This is a genomic window from Saccharibacillus sp. O23, assembly GCF_002205895.1.
In the GTDB taxonomy this organism is placed as follows: domain Bacteria; phylum Bacillota; class Bacilli; order Paenibacillales; family Paenibacillaceae; genus Saccharibacillus.
The window spans coordinates 335,625-354,411 of sequence record NZ_NJDE01000010.1 but is presented as its reverse complement, the minus strand read 5'-3'; the positions used below and the strand labels follow the sequence as shown (position 1 = coordinate 354,411).

Sequence of the window (18,787 nt, the reverse complement as noted above, 5' to 3'; positions counted from 1 at the left end):
GACTGCGTTTTTGAAAAAGAATGAACCTTATCAGCCGATCGTTTGTTTTATACACGAAATCGACGGAAAGGAGGCGCGCATTCACGTGACCAACCACCAATTGTTCGAAACCTATCGCTCGGATGTCTACCGCATCTGCTACTACATGCTCGGACAGGCAGCGGACGCGGAAGACCTTTGTCAGGAAGTATTTCTGACCGCGTTTCGCGCCGATCGTACAGGGATCGACAACCTGAAACCTTGGCTTCTGCGAATCGCGGTCAACCGCTGCGTCAATCTGTTGAAACGCCGCGGGAATCTGCGCAGCAAGCTCGCGAACCACTCGCATCTGCTGATCGGCAAAGCCGAACGGACGCCCGAAGACCGGCTCGAACAGCGGGAAGTAGCGGAAGAATGGGCCGATCGGCTCGCGAGACTTCCGCTCAAGATTCGCACAGTCGTCTCGCTGCGGTTCGTGCACGATCTCGGCATCTCCGAGATCGCCGAACTGCTGGACATCCCGCCGGGAACCGTCAAATCCAGACAGCACAAAGGTTTGAAGCTGCTGCGCGGCATGCTCGACAAGCCGCAAAATCCCTTAACCCCTATTCAAGGAGGCAACTATGACTACCAACCCGACAAAGGATAAACGCCTGCATACGGATGACATCGAAATGTCCCTGTTCGGCGCGATCGGCCCGGGCTCGGCGCTTCGCGAACCGGATTACGACGCGATGTGGCAGCGAATGGAAGCGGCGATGGCTTCCGACGCGCAAACGCCGCTCGTCCGGCCCGAACGCTCCGGCTCTTTTCGACCGTCTTCCCGCATTCGTCTCCGCAGAATCGCGCTGGCGACGACGCTGGGCGCCGCCCTTGCCGTCGTGCCCGCTTACGCGGCGATTCAATACGATTGGAGCGGGCTGCTGCAAGGACGCGAGAGTATTCAGGAAGCGCTGAAGCAAGGGCTCGGACAAGAAATCAATCGTTCGGTCACGCACGACGGCGTCACGCTGACGCTGCATACGGCGGTCATCGAGGAAGGACACACGCTGATCTTGTACAGCCTGAAAGGCGACAAACGGAGCGTGCAGAACGCTGATTTTTCCAAGGTATGGCTGCAAAGCGCCGACGGGGAAGTTTTTGAAGCTCGATCGGCGCGAACCTTTGACACGGACAAAAACGGAGAAAAGCCGGTCACCGGTTATTTCGAAACCGACTGGTCGCCGAGCAAATCATCCGAATCTCAAGCGGTGACGCTCAGCGCAGAAGGCCTTGCTTTCCGCGAAAAAGCCGGGCTGACACTGAACTTTGACGCCTCAGATCTCGGCGCTTACAAAGCGGAAGTAGGGAAAGCCGGCGTGGACTACGCAAACCTGCAAGCTTTCGATCAAAATGACGGGCAGATCATGATCCGAACGACTCTGATGCCGCAAAAAGGGCAGACGCTCGCATCGGCCGCTGTCAGCCTTGCCGCCTTCGACCGTAACGGACAAGCGATCTCTCCATCCCGAGGCGGCATTTACGGCACTCCCGACGGACAAGGCGGATTCGCGAACCAAGAATATTTCTCCGCCACCGATCTGAAGCAAAGCGGAGTGACTTACAAATTAACGTACGAGCAGACGACAGACCGAATCGACACGTCCTGGACCTTCCCGCTCGTACTGGACCGTTCAAAAATGGCTCATGCCAGTATCGAACAGAAACTCGATCTGGCATTCGGAGGCGGCGACAGCATGATGAAGATCCGCAAACTGACGATCACGCCGACTCGGATTCGCGTCGACGTGCGTCAGGAACAATCTTTTTCGCCCGCGTTCAACGAATACCGGCTGCTGGTGGACGGCAGGGAGATCAGCCGCGAACCCGGATGGTTTTTCGACAGAGAAAATCCCGAACACGCCGTCCTTGTCCTCGAGCGGCCGGCCGATCTGAAGCTGACCGCGGATTCCGTAATCGAGCTGCGAGCAAAAAATGAAATCCTTCGGCATAAAGGCGATCTCCCGACTCCGATTCTGCTTCAATCTATCAGCGCGCAGAAACAGGAGTTGAGCACCGAAGTAGGCGGGTATCCGGTGACCTGGACCTATTACAAACAAAACGGAGATCTGGTCATCGGCGCGAGCAGCACAGATCCGAATTTCGGCGGCATCGGACAAACGTATATCGCCGAAGGATCGAAACGCAAATTGGCCGACGATCGAAACGCCCGGATCTGGGGAGACGCGAACAATACGTTGACGGAAATCTACAAAAACTATTCGGCGGACAGCGCCGAACTGCATATCTTCTCCTATGTGGAACATCGTCCGGAGCAGCAGGTACAAGTCAAATTGTATCCGAGCAAATAAAACAATCGTCGCACCGCGCGTTTCGAAACAACCCGAAAGCGCGCAAAAAGCCCTTCCTTGTCGAGGAAGGGCTTTTTCTGCTTTTACCGGGAAGCTTTTCGAAAACCGGCATTCGGTTACAGACCCTTATTCAGCGCAAAACTCCAACTCTCTTCGCGTCCGTTCGCTTCGCCGGGCGCGATCCGTTTGTAACGGAACAGCAGCCGGTCTCCTTCCTGCTTTACGAACCGCAGCCGCGCATCGAGCAGCATCGATTCGCCGACGTCTTGCGTGACTTCGTCCCAAGCCCGGACCTCCGCCGCATCCGGCAGTTGACGGTACAGCAGCGTAGACCGTCCGTCATTCAGATCGATCAAGGTGAGCTGAAGCGTGTCGAAAGCGCGCACCAGCAGGTAGTCCGCCGTGACCGATTCGACGATGAACGGCCCCTTTTGCCCCGTCAACGGTTCCAGATCGTATTCCGCCGTCGGTTTGCCGCCCATGCCGACGACCTGAACGGTGCGTCCGTCGCTTAGATAAGCGCGCTGCGCGGGCAGTTCCGACGGCCCTTGTTCGCCCGTGACGTACATCCCCGAATACCGGTAATGCGCCTGACCGCTCAACGCGCCGTCATGAACGAGAAACTGAAAACGGTTATGTACGTTCTGCATGGAAGCGCCATATTCCCGCTCGACGGTCAGCAAATAAGCGCGATCGCCGAGTCCTCGAACGTCCATGGTCCCCCAGGGCAGTTCCGATACGTCCGCTCCCTGCAGCTTTCGCGGCGTTCCTTGTTCCAACGAATAGACTTCTCCCGTCGCGAAAGACACCCAAGCCGTCTCGCCTCCGGAAGAATCCATGCGGTACCGTTCCGGATCTTCCATCACCGCGCTCGACGTTCTCGGATTCCAATTCGTTTTGGTCTTGAGCGCGGTCGACAGCGTGCGCAGCGGCACATAAATCTGTCCGTCCTCGGCATAAGCGGCTTCGCTTTTGATCCTTCTTCCGTCGATTTCCGCTCCCTCGCTGCCTACTTTCATCTCCAGTTTGACGCCGGGACGCATCAGCGTCAGCTTATGCGAAGAGTCGTCGTAACGCGAGAAGAAACCGAGCAGTTCCGACGCTTTGCGAGCCGGCATATAAGCGTGTCCGCCTCGAAGCTCCAATTCTCCGCTCTGCACGGCCGAACCGTTCAGCTCCAGCGAGACGTTCTCGGGCGGCGCCGCATGTGACACGGGCGAGATCAATAGACTGCCGGCCAAGAGTCCGGCGGCCCACTTGCTCCATTTATGTTTCATGCTCCTCGTTCCTCCAATAGAAAGCGCCTATCCAAGCAGCGCTCCACTCGGTAAAACGTCGGATACCGCCCGAAGGTTTCTTTCTGCATGACATTTTCGCGAAAGTTCGTGTCGATCCGGGCTTTTTACGGGTAAAAAGAAGGTTGTACGGTCATTTGGAAAGGAGCTGTAAATTCATGAGCGAAAAAGTGTTTATCAGTCCCGGCAAGTACGTACAAGGCAAAGACGTGGTGGACAAAGCGGGCGAATACGCCAAAGCGCTCGGCACGTCGGCGCTGGTCATCGCGGATAAGATCGTCTGGCCGATCGCGGGCGACCGCGTCGTGAAAAGTCTGGAAGCCGCGGGCATCAAAACGACCAAAGCCGAATTTCAAGGCGAAGCTTCGCGCGGCGAGATCAAACGCATCGCCGATCTCGGCGAAGGCATCGATCTGGTAGTCGGCGTAGGCGGCGGCAAGACGCTGGATACGGCCAAAGCGGTGAACGACGTGCTCGGCTCTTCGGTGGTCATCGTGCCGACGACCGCTTCCACGGATGCTCCGACAAGCGCTTTGTCCGTGCTGTACACGGACGACGGCGCGTTCGACGCGTATTCGTTCTACAAAAAGAACCCCGATCTGATCTTGGTGGATACCAAAGTGATCGCCGGCGCGCCGCCGCTGTTCTTGACTTCCGGCATCGCCGACGCGCTCGCGACTTGGGTCGAGTGCCGAGCCGTTATCGAAGCGCGCGCGACCACGATGGCGGGCGGCCTGCCGACGCTGGCGGCGGAAGCGATCGCGCGCAAATGCGAAGAAACGCTGTTCGATTACGGGCTGCTCGCTTACGAATCCGTTAAACGCAAAGTCGTGACGCCGGCGCTCGACGCGGTCGTCGAAGCCAATACGCTGCTGAGCGGACTCGGTTTCGAAAGCGGCGGATTGGCCGGCGCGCATGCGATCCATAACGGATTCACGGTGCTGGAAGGCGATATTCACCATATGACCCACGGACAAAAAGTGACGTTCGGCACGCTGGTCCAATTGGCGCTGGAGCGCCGGCCGATCCACGAGATCGAACGTTATATCGACTTCTACCTGAAACTCGATCTCCCGGTCACGCTCGAAGATCTGCATCTCAAAGACGTATCGAACGACGATCTGTACCGGGTAGCCGAAGCCGCGACCAAAGAAGGCGAGACGGCGCATAATCTTCCGTTCCCGGTTACGGCCGGCGACGTGCTGGACGCGATTCTTGCGGCGGACCAATATTCGAAAGCTTATAAAGCGAAGATCGGGCATTAAGCGCCGCGTTCTTCTTATAAAGGATTCTCTTAAAAAAGCCCGGGTTCCGCGTGATGCGGAATCCGGGCTTTCGAACGACTAAACTTAGGCGGATCGTTTCTTCGGGATACGAAACCAGCCGCTTCTCAGAGCGATCCGATCATGCGATAAGGTCCGCGCAGCAGCTTCTCGACTTCCACGGCGGGAAGCGGGCGGCTGAGCAGGTAGCCTTGCACTTCGTCGCAGCCTGCGGCTCGCAGAAATTGGAGCTGCTGCTCGGTCTCCACGCCTTCGGCCAGCACTTCCATGTTGAGGCTGCGGCCGATCGCGATAATCGCTTCGACCATATCGCCGCGTTCCGCCTGCCGATCGATCCCGTCCACGAAGAAACGGTCGATCTTCAGCAGATTCGGCTCGAAAGTCCGCAGATATTTCAACGAAGCATACCCGGTGCCGAAATCGTCGATCGCGAGCTTGATGCCCGTTTCGCGCAGCAGCTTCAATTGAGCCGATACTTTCTCCACATCGCGAATCGCCAACGATTCGGTCACTTCGAGCGTAATGCTCTCGGGATCGACCTCGGTCTCCCGCAGCGTGTGCAGGATCTTCTCGACGAACAACTCGTCTTGGAATTGATAAGGCGAGACGTTGACGCTCATGCGCAGCGAACCGAACCCTTCGCGTATCCAACGGATTTGCTGCAAGCAGGCTTCTCTCAGCACCCATTCGCCCATCGGAATGATCATCCCCGTTTCTTCCGCCACCGGAATGAATTCGACCGGGGAGATGCTGCCGAGCGTCGGGTGGTTCCAACGGATCAGCGCTTCTACGCCGACGATGCCGCAGTTCTGAATATTTTTCTGAAGCTGGTAATGCAGCGAGATCTCGCCGCGTTCGATCGCGCCGCGCATCTCATGCTCCAACTCGACTTTGTACGCCAGACGATCGCGAAGCGCGGGTTCGAAAAACAAACTTTTCTGATGACGGTTCTTCTTCGCCTCGTGCATCGCCATATCCGCGCCCCGCATGAGTTCGTCCGCCGTCTCCCCGTCCCGCGGATAGATCGCCGCTCCGATGCTGACCGAGGTATAAAGCGCCGTCCCGTTGACGGTAATCGGCTGCTTGAACACTTCTTCGACGGCAGCGATCGTCCGGTACGCTTCCACCTCGCCTTCGAGCGGATCGAGCAGCACGGTGAATTCGTCGCCGCCTTGACGGGCCAACAGATGAGACGCGGGAATATATTCCTGCAAACGTTCCGCTACCGCCCGCAGCAGTTGATCGCCGACGGTATGTCCCAGACTGTCGTTGATATGCTTGAATCGGTCCAGATCGAAGAAGAGCAGCGCCAATTGACCGTTCTCCGCGGATGCCCGCTCCACCGCTTTGCATAGTTCGTCGTCGAATTTCCGGCGGTTCGGCAGTCCCGTCAACGCGTCATGATTCGCTTCGTGCTCTTTGAAATCGACCGTTTGACTCAGACGTCCCAGCAGATAGTCGTTTTCCGCAAACGTCAGGATCAGTCTCATGATGATCAACAGCACGGCAAAAGCGTTCCCGATCACCATGATGTTGAACTCCGATAATTCTTCTAAGATGATCGCGAACAAGGCCAGCAAGCTGACGTAAGGAAGCAAACGGCGAAACCAGCTTAAACGAGCTTTGACCTTCGGCGAAATTCGGCTTCGGCGGTCTGTCCGGCTGCTGTCGAGCGACTCGATGCCGGCCGCCGTCAACAAGAGTACGGAAGCGGTCCAAGTCAGGTCGATCGGACTGCCCGGCACGTAAGTACCGTTCAACTGCATATGCAAATGAGCGGAATCCCCTAAGGCCAGCAGAAGCACGCTAAGCAGAAAAGTCATATCCGTTCGGGCATTTCCGAGCGATTGATTGGCAAAAAGGAGCAAGCTGAGGAGGAAGATATTGCCCAGATCGATGATGGGATAGCTGAGATTGATATAAGCCGAGAACCAACCCGGATCGGCCGACGGATTCTTGAACATCGGCGCGATCAGCAGACTCCAGCTCAGCACGGCCGTCGTAGACATGAAGATCGAAGTATCCAGCAGATACTGCATCAAGCGCAGGCCCCGTAACTGCTGATAGACAAGGACAAGCAGAGCAAGCAGCAGCAGCGCGCCTTCCGCTTCCCAGAACAGATCGGCGATGCCGACGGAAGAACTCGTTCCCCTGCCCGACAGCGTCTCGCTCAGAATCAGCAGCAGCGAAATCAGATAACAGAAACTGCTGGCCGCGATCAGCAGCCAGAACGTGCGCATCCGCGCTTCCGAACGGAAAGCTACGCGCAGCAGCACCACCGTTCCGACCAACACGGGCAAAATATTCAACTGGCCGATCCGCAGCAGCGCGAGCTCATTTCCTCGATATACGAACGACAGGATAAAAAAAAGAACGAGATATCCCGCGGACATTCCGTAAAATATTTTTTTGTATTTCATTTCGAGAGCCTCCAAAACCGTTATGGCTTATTTCTTATATCGGTTCGAAAGCGTTAGTTGCTTAGTCGTTTTTACTTTTTATGTCATAAATCGAAAACCGAAACAAGCAAGCAATGCGTCTTGCGTCCGTTTCGATACGAAGCGAAAGCCGGTCAACGAAAAAAGACCGGCGTCTGAACGCCGGTCCGAAAAATCAAAGCAAATAAGTGTAGGTATCCGTATCCGTCGGCAAAAGACCTTACTGGCTTGTATTCGCAGTAGTGCCGAGAATGCTGCGAATGGCTCCCAGATCGCCGGAAGATTCTTCGAGCAGCAGCAGAATGCCTCCGTTTTGCACCGCTTGGTCGTATTTATCCGCCTCTTCCGCCGTAAAGCCGAGCGACGTGAAATCGTCTTTCCATCCGTGACCGCCGTAATAGGTATCGGAACCGATAAACTTCTCGGCGAGCGGGCCGGCCGCCACGTAAGGACCGACGTTCGTGAACTCGCTTTCGCCCGATTCGCTGAAGGTATCTCGGATGCTATGCAGGAATCCTTTGGATTTCTCCGGTTGGGTATTGGCTTCCGGCGATTTGATGTCGGTATCTTCGCTGATTTCTTCGATCGGTTGCGGATCGCGGCCGATTACGGTAATCCGGTCGCTCCCTACGCCTTGTGCTTTAAGCTGATGAATGGCGTCAAGTGCCGCCTGTTCGGTCGAAAAGATGCCGATGATCGTTCGATTCGTCATGATGCCAGCCTCCTGTTTGATCTTGTTCGTTCTTGTCTCCTATTAACCGTTTCCCGGGCTTTTTAAGCGAATCGCTCAAAGGCTTCTCTTGAACGGCGGACCGTTCCTTCGCTATAATGAAGCTTCGCGGCAGGAAGAACAGGAGGAACGGCATGGAACAAGCAAAGACGATCAAGGTCGAAAACGACAGCCAGCTTCGGCGCTGTCTGGCCGTACGAAGAGAAGTATTCATTCTGGGGCAGAACGTTCCGGAGGAACGGGAAGTCGACGATTACGACCGGATCGGTTCGGACGCGACGCATCGGCTGCTCCTATTCGGCGACGCCGACGCGGCCGCCGGACGCTATGTTCCTTACGCGGATGGCGCGGTCAAAATGCAGCGTATCGCGGTACGCTCCGCTTATCGGGGAAAAGGTCTCGGCAGGATTCTGATGGAGACTCTCGAAGAGGCGGCGCGCCTCGACGGATTCGAGCGCTCCGTATTGGACAGCCAATGCCATGCGGAAGCTTTTTACCGCTCGCTCGGTTATCGGACGATTCCGGGCGAACCGTTCGAAGACGCCGGAATCTTGCATGTACGCATGGAGAAAGATCTCCGGTGAATCGTCCCCGGAACGCGGCGAACAAACGGCCGACTCGAAAAACCGGAAGCCGATCGGCTTCCGGTTTGCCGTTTGCGATTCGCCGGATAAGCGACGATCACCATGCCGTTCGCATAAGGTCGGCCCCGTCCAATGTTTTCACGGTCAAGCCGCTTGCGTCCAGCAGCCCGTAAGAAGCCGGATATCCGTCTTTGGGCAGCGAGACCGAACCGGGATTAAACAGATACAGCCCTTCGCGTTTCTCGGCGACGGGTACATGCGTATGGCCTTGCATAAAGACGTCGCCCGCCGACAGCGCGGGCAAGTTGTCCATGCTGTGATGATGGCCGTGCGTGACGAACAATCTGCGTTCTTCTTGCAGCAAGACCGCGTATTCGCCCATGATCGCGAAATCGATCAGCATCTGGTCCACTTCGGAGTCGCAGTTGCCGCGGACCGCGCCCACCACCTGCGCTTTGCGGGAATTCAGCACCCGAGCGACCTCCTGTGGGTCGTAACCTTCGGGAAGCGGATTGCGCGGACCGTGGTAGAGCAAGTCGCCGAGCAGCAGGATGCGCTGCGCGCCTTCCCGGTCCGCTTGTTCCAACGCTCGGTTCAATCCGGCCGACGAGCCGTGGATGTCCGAGATGATCGCCAATTTTTTCATATCGAGGTCTCTCCTTCTTTCTGTTTCGCCCGGCCGAAATCGCGAACAGGCCGAACGTCTCCGCTTTATTATACCGTTGATCCCCGGCGCTGCGCAGCACAAAAAAAGCCCCGGAACCCCGCCGATGCGGAAAACGGCTCCGGGGCCGAAAGCTTATCCGTGAAACGAACAACATGGACGTCTGGTTTCGTCAGGCGCTTCCGATATTATCCTCGGAAGGAACGTACGTACCGTATGTTTCTTGCGATATTATCCTCGGAAGGAACGTACGACGAAGCGATGTTCCCGCTTGTCCAGCACGGTGCCGTCTTCGAGCGTTACGGTCTGATCGTTATGTTTGACCAGATGCGTTCTCGCGGCTACCAGCTTATCGCCCTGCCAGATCATGACTTCCGAACGAAACAGCACGGCATGTTCGAACTGTCTCATCGTACGCATCACGTACCCGATCGAATTCGGACGCCCGGCCGCTTGGCGGCTCTCCTGAGGCAGCACGTCGACCTCGCGGATCGACATGATGTCTTTCATTCCGATTCGGACTCCGCCGGGACTCAGCACGATGTATTGTTCTTTGTCGTTCCAGCGGATCAGGGTCCCGTAGCGCTTCGTCTGATACGGTCCGCCGTTGTCGACAACCACTTTTTTACCTACCCAATGTTTCAAAGCGCGCACCTCCGGGCAGTCGCATCACAGCGACGGTATTTCCCAATTTATCGGCTGGATGCCGTGTGACTTCAAATAATCGTTCGTTTGCGAATAAGGACGGCTGCCGAAGAAGCCTCCCCTGGCCGACAACGGGCTTGGATGCACGGACTTCAGTACGGCATGCCGCCCCGTATCGATCAGCGCTTCTTTCTTCTGGGCGTGAGCGCCCCATAAGATGAAGACCGCCGGTTGTTCCCGTTCCCCGATCGCTCGAATCACCGCGTCGGTAAAACGCTGCCATCCCAATTTCTGGTGAGAAGCCGCCTGACCTTCCCGTACGGTAAGCACCGTGTTGAGAAGCAGAACGCCTTCTTCGGCCCAATGAATCAGATAGCCGTGATCGGGGATCGAATATCCCAGATCCGAAGCAAGTTCTTTGTACATATTCCGCAGCGAAGGCGGAATCTTGACGCCCGGAAGCACCGAGAAGCTTAGCCCGTGAGCCTGTCCTGGTCCGTGATAAGGGTCTTGACCGAGAATAACGGCCTTGACGGCGGCAAAAGGGGTCAGCTTCAGCGCCTGAAACAAAAGAGGCTCCGGCGGATACACCGTGTGCGTCCGATATTCTTCCGCGACGCGCTGCATCAATTCCTTAAAATACGGTTGGTTGATCTCGTCTTTCAATACCTCGTCCCAATCGTTGCCAAACATTCGTTTCGCTCCTTTCCAACATTTCCGACACGGCATGGCAGCAATTTGTTCCCGGCTTTCATTACCCGAAAATCGCTCGCGCGCTCCGAACGTCTCCAAACGGTCAAAAAGCCGACTCTCGCGCGAACAAGAGCCGGCCTGGCGGTCCGGTAAACGTTAGAAATTATACTAGCACGTTTGCGGATGCGGCGCAATTTGGCGAGCATCGGGAACGCTTATTTGCGGCCGTAGTCGGCTTTGATTTCGCCCCAATCCTTCGTCTCCCATTTCATGATTTTGGTCGTATAAGGATGGGTCTCCAGCCACTGCACCGCCCGATCGACCAGAGTCCAAATCTCCTCCGTCGAACGGTCTCTCGGCAGAGTCGACGACACGCGGCGCTGCTTGACCCATTTCATGGCGTTGACGGAATCGCTATAGACGGATTTGTCGCTGCCTTCGCGCTGAATATGGGCCAACGCATGCACGATAGCCAGAAACTCTCCGAGATTGTTCGTTCCCTTGGCGATCGGTCCGTACGAAAAGATCACTTCTCCGGTCGCCGTATCGACCCCCTTGTATTCGACGGGGCCGGGGTTGCCGCGCGTGCCCACGTCGACCGAGATGCTGTTGTAGTCGATCAGATCGGCAGACTTCGCGCCTGCCCGGGAAGCGGCGGGTTTCTTCGCTTTCCCGGCTCCGCCGGACCTTATGTAAGGCTTCGCTCCGCCCGCATAGGCGGCCTCCGCCTCGCTTCTCGACTCGAACGATTTGTAACGCGCGCCCGGGAACCCGTCTACCTGCGCTTTGCAATCCGCCCAGGTCGAGTAGATTCCGGGCTGCTTGCCCGCCCAGACGACATAAAATTTAGACTTGCTCATACGCACCTCCAACCCTTTGCAGCTTGTTGTGTAACAACGTCGAAATTCGACGTGTAACACTTCATTATAGGTTGTGCTCCCGAACAATTGCAATACAAGTTGAAGGTTTCTTGCGGATTCCGGCCGCGTGCCGCAAGCAGCGATCTTCCGCGAAAAACGCTGCCTTCGGCCGAAATCGGCCCGCGCGGAACGAGTCGAAGGAAGCTTCAGGAATCCGAAGCGGGAAACTGGCTTTCGGTCGTCCTTTTCGTCCATAATAACAGGGTAAGGGCGAATCGGGCATATGGCTTGACGAGCCCTCATCACAACGAGAAACGGTGGGATTGATATGCTTACTCTGGAAAACTGGAAGTCCCGGCGACGCTTGATCCTGCATGCCGACGATTTCGGGATGTGCCATTCGACCAACCGGGCGATCCTCGAACTGCTGGAACGCGGCGCGATCACTTCGACGACTTTGATGACGCCTTGTCCGTGGGCGCTGGAGGCGGCCGACGCCTCGGCTTCGGACGCGGGTCTGGACGTGGGCGTCCATCTGACGTCGACGAGCGAATGGGAACGATACAAATGGGGCCCGGTGCATCGTCAGCCGGGAAGCGAAGCCTTGACGGACCGGCTGGGTTATTTTCCGGCGGACTCGCAGTATATGCCCGACGTCGACCCTGCCGTCGTCCGGGCCGAGATGGTCGCGCAGATCAAACTGGCGCAATCTCTCGGCGTCGATCCGACGCATCTGGACAACCATATGGGAAGCCTGCGCAACGTGCATCACAGGCTGCTTATCGAATTGGGCGCGGAATACGAGCTGCCGGTCCGCTTCTCGATCCGCCCCGCTTACGCGAGCGGCGACGAAGCCGAGATCGCCGCGTTGGCGCGCGAATTGGGCGTGCTGCATCCCGATGCCGTAATCGGGCTTCCTTTCACGTACGAAGAAGGACAAGATTACGACTTTGCCCGGAACCGTGTCATCGGACTCCTTCGGGGACTGGAACCCGGCGTCACCGAGATGCTGTTCCATCCGTCGCTCGAGACGGACGAACTCAAAGCGATCACCGACAGTTGGCCTTACCGGTTATTCGATTACCGGCTGTTCCTCGATCCGGAGGTGCTGCGGGTCATCGAAGAAGAACAGATCGAGCTGATCGGCTGGCGGGAGCTTCGCGATCTTCAACGCGATTCGCGCCGCTGAACATCGAACCCGGCAAGCCGAGCATGCCGAAAAGCCCGATTCTTCCGGTTAAGGAGAATCGGGCTTTCGTTCGGATTGGCCGCTCAAGTCATTTTGACGGGCAGAATGTTCCCCGTCTCGTCGTCGAACGCCATCTCGTCCATGCAGAGCACGCGATGGTTGCGATCGCTCTCGCCGAGCGGACGGCGGTGATAGACGATCCGCCAATCGCCGTCTTCGCGATTCGGCACGAATACGCCGTGATGGCCCGCGCCCGTCGCGACCTGCGGGTCCTGCTCCAAGATCTTGCCGATCCGTTCGAACGGACCGAGCGGCGAACGGGATCTGGCGTATGCGACCGAATAATCCGGACCGCCCCAACCGCCTTCCGCCCACATGAAATAATACTCGCCGCTTCGCTTGAACATGCACGGGCCTTCCACGTAACCTTCCGGCGTGATCGACTTGAAGACCTCGCCGTCGTCGAAGCTTCCCACGCTGACCATGTCGGCATTCAATTTGACGACATTGCAGTGTCCCCAACCGCCGTAATACAAATAAGCCCGACCGTCGCCGTCCAAGAAAACATGCGGGTCGATCGGCTGCGCGCCGTGAACGAAACGGTCGATCAGCGGGTGTCCGAGCGCGTCCGCGAACGGCCCTTCCGGCCGATCGGCGACCGCCACGCCGATTCCGCCGAGTTCCTCGTCGCTTTGAATATCGTTGGCGCAGAAATACAGATAATACCGTCCGCCGACCTCGATCGGCGAAGGCGCCCAGAGCGCTTTTTCCGCCCACGGAATCCGTTCGACGTCCAGAATCCGCTCCGCTTTATGCCATGCCGACAGATCCTCCGACCAGAACGCGTCCAGAAACGTCTGCTGTTCGTAAGGCGCCGAGAACGTCGGATAAATCCAGTAGTTCCCTTCGAATATTCGTGCTTCCGGGTCCGCGTACCAACCCTGCGCGAGCGGATTCGCCGCCCGTTTGCCGCCGCTTGCTTCGGCATTGAGCCGATTCGTCATGATGGCTTTCCCCGCTTTCGCTTTTGTCGGAACGGCCGATCAGAATTCGTACAAACCTCCGCCGGGCCGTTCTTTGATCCATACCTGCATCCATCCCGCTTCGCGGTTATCCCAAGCGTAATAAGGCACGAAGCGGTAAGGCGCTTCGCCCGAACGCGGCCCTGCGGCTTCGAGCACCGTCACGCCGCCGAGCAGTTTCGCATCGTGATGTACGCGCACGGCGCCGCTTCCGAGCAGCGAGAGTTCGTCGTACGACAACCCCGGATTATCCGCGCCTTCCAGCGCATAGACGATCGGTCCGCGCCGCAGCGCGATCCGTCCGCGATTCGCTTCGACTTCCGGCCGCGAACGCACGACTTCGACCGGCATATCCAGTTCGAGCCGCACCTGATCGCCCGGCCGCCATGTGCGGCGCAGTTCGAGATAGCCGTTCTCCGGCGCCGCATCGATCGGTTGTCCCCCGACCGACAAACGATAACTCCGGCACCAACCGGGCAAACGCAGCCGAAGCGTGAACTCCGACGTTTTGGACGGTTCGACGCCCAAATTCACGCGGCCGTCCCACGGATAATTCGTCGCCTGCGTCACCGATACCTTTTGCCCGCCTTCGATTTCGATCTCCGATTTGCCCGCGATATACTGGTTGATGACGACGCCGTCCTCCGCCTTCGCGTACGCGTATTGGCCGACGGCCGGCAGAAAACGCACCAGATTGGTCGGGCAGCACGACGTATGGAACCATTCGACGCGATGATGGTCGCCGCGCGACGCCAGCGGATTGACGTAGAAGAAACGGTCGCCCGACAGCGAGATGCCGGACAGCGCTCCGTTGTACAATTCCGTTTCGACGAGATCCGCGTATTTCCCTTCGCCGAACAGCAGATTCATCCGATGGTTCCAGAACGCCATGCCGATCGCCGCGCAGGTCTCGCAGTAGGCGCTCTCGTTCGGCAGGTCGTAATCGTGCGTGAACCCTTCGTTATGCCGCGAAGGTCCGATGCCGCCCGTCACGTAGAGATTGCGTTCGGCCGTATGCGACCAGACTTTTCGGAGCGCGTCGACATAAGCATGATCGCCCGATACCCGGGCCGCGTCCGCCATCGCCGTATACAGATACATTGCGCGAACGGCATGCCCGGTCACCTGTTCGATCTCGCGTACCGGCACGTCGTCTTGGCAGTAAGCGGGACCCCATTCGGGTTTGTCCCAGATCTTGCCTTGCCCCAGACCCCGGCCCCGCTCTTCGAGCAGCCAAGACGCCAGCTTCAGATAGCGTTCTTCGCCCGCAGCCGCATGCAGCTTGATCAGCGCCAGCTCGATTTCTTCGTGGCCTTCGACCCAATGATTTTTGCCCGGCCCGAACCGGGCGTCGTAATGATCGGCCAACCGGCAGGCGGCATCGAGCAGTTTGCGTTTGCCCGTGGCTTCGTAGTAGGCGACCGCCGCTTCGATGAGATGGCCGCCGTTATACATCTCGTGCTTCTCCATATCCGTCCATTTTCGTTCGGGAGCGACCAACGTATAATAGGTAGACAAATAACCGTCGTCTTCCTGCGCCGCGCAGATTTCTTCGATAATAAGGTCGATTCGCGCTTCCAGCTGGGGATCGCGCCGAAGCATCAGCGTGTAGGCGGCGCCTTCGACGACTTTGTACACATCGGAATCGTCGTAGTACATCCCTTCGAACTCGCCGGGCATGCGCTTGGCGGCTTTGGAGAAATTGGCGATGCGCCCCGTTTCTTCGCAGCGATCCAGACAGACCGGAACCGTGACGCTTCGCACCTTCTCCAACCGAGGACGCCAGAAAGCGTCCAGAATCTCCACGCTCGTAAAAGGAACGACGCCCCACTTTTTGACCGTTGTCTCGGATGTGATCATCTTTTCGCTCCTTTACCCTTTTAACCCGGTCAGCGTGATGCCTTCCAGAAAGTATTTTTGTCCGACCAAAAAGACGACGACGCAGGGCAGGACGACCACGGCGGACGCCGCCATGAGCAGATCCCATTGGGCCGTATACGTCCCTTGAAACATCTGCAAACCGAGCGCCAACGTGAACAAATCTTCGCTTTTGAGATAGATCAGCGGACCCATGAAGTCGTTCCACGAAGCCAAGAAGCAGAACAGCGCCACCACGATGATCGCCGAACGGCTGAGCGGGAAAATGATCGACAGATAGATCCGGAAATACGAAGCGCCGTCCACGAACGCGGCTTCGTCGAAGTCCCGCGGAATGGTCAGATAGAACTGGCGCAGCAGGAAGATGTTGAAGATGCCTCCTCCGAAATAAGCCGGCACGATCAGCGGATAGAACGTGTCGTAGAACCCGAGCGCCTGCCAGCCGAGAAAACTCGGGATGAGCGTGACCGCGCCCGGCAGCATCATCGCGGACATCAAGATCGCGAACACGATATTGCGCCCCGGCCACTCGACCCGCGAGAAACCGAAAGCGGCGACGCTGCTGCTGAGCACCGTGCCGACCATGACGGCGACGGTAATGATCAGCGTATTCGTAAAATAAGTCCCGAACGGCAGCACGGTCATCGCCCGGCTGAAGTTATCCCAATGCACGGGGCGCGGAATCCATTCCGGCGGCATGGTGAAGATCTGCGACAAATCCATCAGCGAGCTGCGGATCAGCCACAGAAACGGCCCGATAAACAGTACGGTAATCAGCGCAAGCATGATATAGCCGAAGGTCAGCGACAGCTTCGATGTTCGCATCAGCGGCCCTCCCCTTCATAATAGACCCAAGATTTGGACGTGCGGAATACGAAGAACGTGAAGAACAGAATGATCAGGAACAGCACCCAAGCGAGCGCCGAAGCGTAGCCCATCTCCGTGTCCCGGAAGCCGGTCCGCCACAGATAGAAGACGTAAAACAAACTTTTGTTGTTCGGTCCGCCCTGCGTCAGAATGTAAGCTTCGTTGAACACTTGAATCGAACCGATGATGGTCATGATCGCGTTAAAAAAGATCGTCGGCGACACCAGCGGAATCGTGATATGGCGCAGCTTGCTGAACCAGCCTCCTCCGTCCACTTCGATCGCTTCGTAATATTGGCGCGGAATGCCCGACAATCCGGCGAGGAAAATGATCACCGTGCCGCCGATTCCCCAGAGCGAGGTCAGCACGACCGCGGGCACGACGGAACTTTCCCCGTACAGCCATAGGCTGCCCGGCAGGCCGACCGCGTTCAGCATCGTATTGACCAGACCCAGATCGGGATTGAGCAGCCACATCCAGATCATCGCCGACGCGACGGCCGGGACGATGCTGGGCAGGTAGACCACCGTTCGGAAAAAGGCCCGTCCTTTGACGTTCATGTTCAGCAGCAGCGCGATCAGGAACGACAAGATAATGACGGCGGGAACGCGGAGGACGACGAAATAGAACGTCGCCCCCAGCGAAGGGTAGAAATAATCGTCCGCGCCCGAGAACATGCGGACGTAGTTATCGAAGCCGATAAACGACGTCCGTTCTTTGAATACCGAATAATCGGTAAAACTGAGCACCAAGCTCGCGATCATCGGCCCCAGCGTAAAGATGACGAATCCGAGAATCGCCGGGGAAGTGAACAGCAATCCGTAAAACAAACTTTTTCTCATCGTTATCCTCCATGTCCGATAACCGGCAGGACGGTCCGAGCGGAGCCGGGATCAATCCCGGCGGCCTTGAACCTGCGCCTGCGCTTTATCGGCGATGCTGTCCATCGCTTCCTGCGCGCTCTGCTGGCCGAGCCAGACTTTGTCCAGCGCCGGCGTCACCACGTCCATGATCTTGTTGAAGTTCTTGACGTAACCGGTCGGCGTCTGATGGCTGTGGTTCAGCAGGACGTCGATAATCGCGTCCTGATAACCCGAAGGACGGGCCGGAAGATCTTTGGTCCAGCGGTCGAGCAGCGCTTGATCGGTGTACCAATCGAGTTCGGCGGGCATCCATGTGCCGGCCGTCAACATATCGATCGAAGATTCGGGATCGATCAGCGCTTTGATCAGCTCCCACGACTCTTCCGGGTGTTTGGTCGACTTGAACATCGAGAACATGGCGCAGACGACGGTCGTTTGCGGTTCTTTCATGACCGGAAGCACGCCCACGTTGAAATTGAATTTGGACTGGGCGAGCGAAGAGCTGACCCATTGGCCGTCGATCGCCATCGCGACTTTTTTGGTTTGCAAGGCGACATGGGTAGCCGGAATGTTCTTGGATTGTACCGGCGACGGCGCGACATGATGCACGTTGACGAGATCGGCCAGATTTTGCAGCGCTTCGACCGCTTCCGGTTGATTCAGCGCGAACGTCTTGCCGTCTTCGGAGATGAAATCTCCGCCGTTGGAGTAAACGAAGTTGCTGTAGCTCGCCCACCACGAAGGCAGGTTGATGCCGTACTGCTTGATGTTCTTGGGATCGAAATTCGGATCGGCGGCGTTGCGCCCTTCTTTGTCCAGCGTGAGCTGCTTGGCGACGTCGACGAATTCGTCCCATGTCCACGCGTCCGCGACTTTCGACGGCGGAGGCTCTACGCCCGCGTCTTTGAACGCGTCTTCGTTATAGAACAGTCCGAACGTTTCGGGACCGGGCGCGATACCGATCACGTTGCCTTTTTCCAGCGAATACGTGATGTTGGGGACCAGGCTGTCCGCGTTGATATCGGTATCTTTGGACAAGAAATCTTGAAGGTTGTAGAACTTGCCCTGCTCGGCCAGCGGATAAGCGATGCTGCCCGATTCCATCATCGCGACATCGGGCACGTCGTTGCCGGCGACCATCGTCGTCAGCTTGGTGTCGTAATCGGCCGCGATATGCTGAAGTTCCACTTTGATGTTCGGGTGTTCTTTTTCGAATTTCTCGATCGCGATCTTATAAGGTTTGACTTCGTCCGGCGCGCCCCACACGGCAAGGCGCAGCGAGATTTTTTCGCCTCCGCCTTCGCTTTTCGTATCGGAAGAACCGGGCGACGACTCGCCGAGCTGCGCGCCCGAACGCGTGCAAGCCGACAATACCGTCGCCGCCAGAAGCACAAATACCGCGAGCCAGATCGTTTTTCTGTTGATTCCCGCCATCTGATCTTTCCC

At 57.3% G+C, this 18,787-nt stretch carries 17 protein-coding genes; 5 read left to right on the top strand and 12 right to left on the bottom strand.

The window, feature by feature from the left end:
* Positions 1–85 precede the first annotated feature (85 nt).
* Both CDO73_RS15495 and CDO73_RS15490 read left to right on the top strand, forming a co-directional pair.
* Complete coding sequence (locus tag CDO73_RS15495) at positions 86–628, top strand: RNA polymerase sigma factor (protein WP_088489420.1); 543 nt, start codon at positions 86–88, stop codon at positions 626–628.
* Positions 603–2,330 carry a DUF4179 domain-containing protein gene (locus CDO73_RS15490; RefSeq protein ID WP_088489419.1) on the top strand — a complete coding sequence of 576 codons (1,728 nt, stop codon included), beginning with the start codon at positions 603–605 and terminating at the stop codon, positions 2,328–2,330. Before CDO73_RS15495 ends, CDO73_RS15490 begins: the two co-directional genes overlap by 26 nt.
* A gap of 116 nt (positions 2,331–2,446) precedes the next feature.
* On the opposite strand, the gene CDO73_RS15485 is transcribed toward CDO73_RS15490, so the two are convergent.
* Positions 2,447–3,607, bottom strand: coding sequence for a copper amine oxidase N-terminal domain-containing protein (locus CDO73_RS15485; RefSeq protein WP_088489418.1), 1,161 nt, complete (start codon positions 3,605–3,607; stop codon positions 2,447–2,449).
* 176 nt (positions 3,608–3,783) lie between these two features.
* On the opposite strand from CDO73_RS15485, the gene CDO73_RS15480 reads away from it, so the two are divergent.
* Positions 3,784–4,890, top strand: coding sequence for a glycerol dehydrogenase (locus tag CDO73_RS15480; protein ID WP_088489417.1), 1,107 nt, complete (start codon positions 3,784–3,786; stop codon positions 4,888–4,890).
* Between the two features lie 125 nt (positions 4,891–5,015).
* Here CDO73_RS15480 and CDO73_RS15475 read toward each other — a convergent pair whose 3' ends face one another.
* A complete protein-coding gene (locus tag CDO73_RS15475) occupies positions 5,016–7,328 on the bottom strand; it encodes a putative bifunctional diguanylate cyclase/phosphodiesterase (protein ID WP_088489416.1) in 2,313 nt (770 codons plus the stop codon).
* 238 nt (positions 7,329–7,566) lie between these two features.
* The gene (locus CDO73_RS15470) at positions 7,567–8,058 is read right to left on the bottom strand and encodes a YflT domain-containing protein (protein ID WP_088489415.1); all 492 of its coding nucleotides are present in this window, start codon (positions 8,056–8,058) and stop codon (positions 7,567–7,569) included.
* 152 nt (positions 8,059–8,210) lie between these two features.
* On the opposite strand from CDO73_RS15470, the gene CDO73_RS15465 reads away from it, so the two are divergent.
* Complete coding sequence (locus CDO73_RS15465; protein WP_088489414.1) at positions 8,211–8,660, top strand: GNAT family N-acetyltransferase; 450 nt, start codon at positions 8,211–8,213, stop codon at positions 8,658–8,660.
* 97 nt (positions 8,661–8,757) lie between these two features.
* Here the strand turns inward: CDO73_RS15465 and yfcE are convergent, their stop codons facing one another.
* The 4 genes from yfcE to rnhA form a co-directional block, all read right to left on the bottom strand.
* Positions 8,758–9,306 carry a phosphodiesterase gene (gene yfcE, locus CDO73_RS15460; RefSeq protein WP_088489413.1) on the bottom strand — a complete coding sequence of 183 codons (549 nt, stop codon included), beginning with the start codon at positions 9,304–9,306 and terminating at the stop codon, positions 8,758–8,760.
* Positions 9,307–9,555: 249 nt separating this feature from the next.
* Positions 9,556–9,969: a hypothetical protein gene (locus CDO73_RS15455; protein ID WP_088489412.1), complete on the bottom strand. Its 414-nt coding sequence runs from the start codon at positions 9,967–9,969 to the stop codon at positions 9,556–9,558.
* A gap of 24 nt (positions 9,970–9,993) precedes the next feature.
* Positions 9,994–10,662 carry a uracil-DNA glycosylase gene (gene ung / locus CDO73_RS15450; protein ID WP_088489411.1) on the bottom strand — a complete coding sequence of 223 codons (669 nt, stop codon included), beginning with the start codon at positions 10,660–10,662 and terminating at the stop codon, positions 9,994–9,996.
* A 215-nt stretch (positions 10,663–10,877) separates the two neighbouring features.
* Entirely contained in the window at positions 10,878–11,522 is a 645-nt protein-coding gene (rnhA, locus tag CDO73_RS15445) for a ribonuclease H (protein WP_088489410.1), read from the bottom strand.
* A 328-nt stretch (positions 11,523–11,850) separates the two neighbouring features.
* Here rnhA and CDO73_RS15440 point away from each other — a divergent pair, with 328 nt between their 5' ends.
* On the top strand, positions 11,851–12,711 hold the full coding sequence (locus tag CDO73_RS15440; protein ID WP_088489409.1) for a polysaccharide deacetylase family protein: 861 nt from the start codon (positions 11,851–11,853) through the stop codon (positions 12,709–12,711).
* Positions 12,712–12,794: 83 nt separating this feature from the next.
* On the opposite strand, the gene CDO73_RS15435 is transcribed toward CDO73_RS15440, so the two are convergent.
* From CDO73_RS15435 to CDO73_RS15415, 5 genes are read right to left on the bottom strand one after another with little or no spacing between them, the layout of a single operon-like run.
* Complete coding sequence (locus CDO73_RS15435) at positions 12,795–13,715, bottom strand: glycoside hydrolase family 43 protein (RefSeq protein ID WP_088489408.1); 921 nt, start codon at positions 13,713–13,715, stop codon at positions 12,795–12,797.
* 39 nt (positions 13,716–13,754) lie between these two features.
* Positions 13,755–15,593, bottom strand: coding sequence for a glycoside hydrolase family 127 protein (locus tag CDO73_RS15430; RefSeq protein WP_088489407.1), 1,839 nt, complete (start codon positions 15,591–15,593; stop codon positions 13,755–13,757).
* Between the two features lie 12 nt (positions 15,594–15,605).
* The gene (locus CDO73_RS15425; protein WP_088489406.1) at positions 15,606–16,436 is read right to left on the bottom strand and encodes a carbohydrate ABC transporter permease; all 831 of its coding nucleotides are present in this window, start codon (positions 16,434–16,436) and stop codon (positions 15,606–15,608) included.
* Complete coding sequence (locus CDO73_RS15420; protein WP_088489405.1) at positions 16,436–17,320, bottom strand: carbohydrate ABC transporter permease; 885 nt, start codon at positions 17,318–17,320, stop codon at positions 16,436–16,438. Before CDO73_RS15420 ends, CDO73_RS15425 begins: the two co-directional genes overlap by 1 nt.
* A gap of 51 nt (positions 17,321–17,371) precedes the next feature.
* Entirely contained in the window at positions 17,372–18,775 is a 1,404-nt protein-coding gene (locus CDO73_RS15415) for an ABC transporter substrate-binding protein (protein ID WP_088489404.1), read from the bottom strand.
* Positions 18,776–18,787: the final 12 nt, after the last annotated feature.